Source organism: uncultured Mycobacterium sp., from assembly GCF_964249325.1.
GTDB lineage: Bacteria > Actinomycetota > Actinomycetes > Mycobacteriales > Mycobacteriaceae > Mycobacterium.
On record NZ_CAXUCH010000397.1, the window covers coordinates 1,825 to 2,345 of the forward strand.

The window sequence follows — 521 nt, forward strand, 5'->3', positions numbered from 1 at the left end:
TCGCGGCGAAACCAGGACCGCTGCCGCCGCACATAGCGGCGGGTGCCGATGACGGTCTGCCGGCGGGCGTCGTCGAGCAACTCCGGTGTTCCGCCGGCATCGAGGGCAGCGATCACCTGCGCGTAGCCGAGCGCACGTGAAGCGGTGACGCCGTCGCGCAGGCCGCGGTCCAGTAATCCGGTCACTTCGTCGACGAGACCCTGCTCGAACATGGAGTCGGTGCGCCTGGCCAGCCGCTCGTCGAGAGCCGAAGTGTCGCAATCCAATCCGACGATGGCGGTGTCCCAGCGCGGCGCGCCGATGGCCGGCGCCGATGCGGCAAACGGTTGCCCGGTGAGCTCGACGACCTCGAGCGCCCGCACGATGCGCCGCCCGTCGGTGGGCAGGATCGACTCCGCGGCGGCCGGGTCGCGGCTGGCCAGCTCGGCGTGCAGCCGGGCCGCGCCGACCTCGGCGAGCCGCCGCTCCCATTTGGCGCGCACCTGTGCGTCGGTTGCCGCGAACGCCCAGTTGTCGAGCCG

Annotated in this window: 1 pseudogene (running past one end of the window); it reads right to left on the bottom strand. The window is 72.6% G+C overall.

The features are described 5' to 3' along the window. Positions 1-521 (bottom strand): annotated as a pseudogene (locus tag ACFE99_RS25045) (tRNA (adenosine(37)-N6)-dimethylallyltransferase); its annotated part reaches 97 nt to the left of the window's first position; the annotation flags it as partial.